The sequence below is a fragment of the Bartonella sp. OD88NMGDW genome (assembly GCF_042193775.1).
Classification (GTDB): Bacteria; Pseudomonadota; Alphaproteobacteria; order Rhizobiales; family Rhizobiaceae; genus Bartonella; species Bartonella grahamii.
In genome coordinates this window covers 1-589 of the sequence record NZ_JBHIMA010000087.1, presented here as the reverse complement: position 1 = coordinate 589, position 589 = coordinate 1, and the positions used below count along the sequence as shown (strand labels likewise).

Sequence of the window (589 nt, the reverse complement as noted above, 5' to 3'; positions counted from 1 at the left end):
ATCTGTCAATTGCATCAAACAAACAAAAGGTCCCCAAACCTTCACCAAGCCTGCTTTCGGGGGATTGCCTCCTAAATCTTCAAATCGTTCAGAACTATGGGTATTAAAAACTTGTGGTTTATCATTTTTATTCACCGCAATAATTCTTTGACCAAACAAAGCGAACGACCATTGATTATCTTCATGGGCATGATAAGTCACACCTCTTTGACTTATGTCCTTCCAACCCTTCGTTTGACTATCATAACTGTAAAGCTTTTGCTTGCCTCCTACGATTATCTTAACACCATTACCGCTTCTAAAGGCGATTGAACCCAAGGGCTTTTCTTCCAAAGGATTAGAAACAACCATTGCACTAGGCATGGGTATGTAACCGCCATCTGCCGGTAAAACATTCACAAGGCTATCCGTAAAACTGCCGTTGACAACCGCAACATCTGGTCTGTAATCGGCAATGGGAAAATAAACCATGCTAAAAATCCGTTGGTATTATTCTGGTCACGTTATGACGTTGAGACGTCTCTGCACGCAATTCATGCAACTGTTCGTTAAAGTCATTGTAAGCTGCCGTTGCACAATCGGGGTCTTT

At 41.9% G+C, this 589-nt stretch carries 1 pseudogene; it reads right to left on the bottom strand.

The window, feature by feature from the left end:
• A pseudogene (locus ACFIJR_RS09245) lies at positions 1–471 on the bottom strand (hypothetical protein); the annotation flags it as partial.
• Between the last annotated feature and the right edge of the window lie 118 nt (positions 472–589).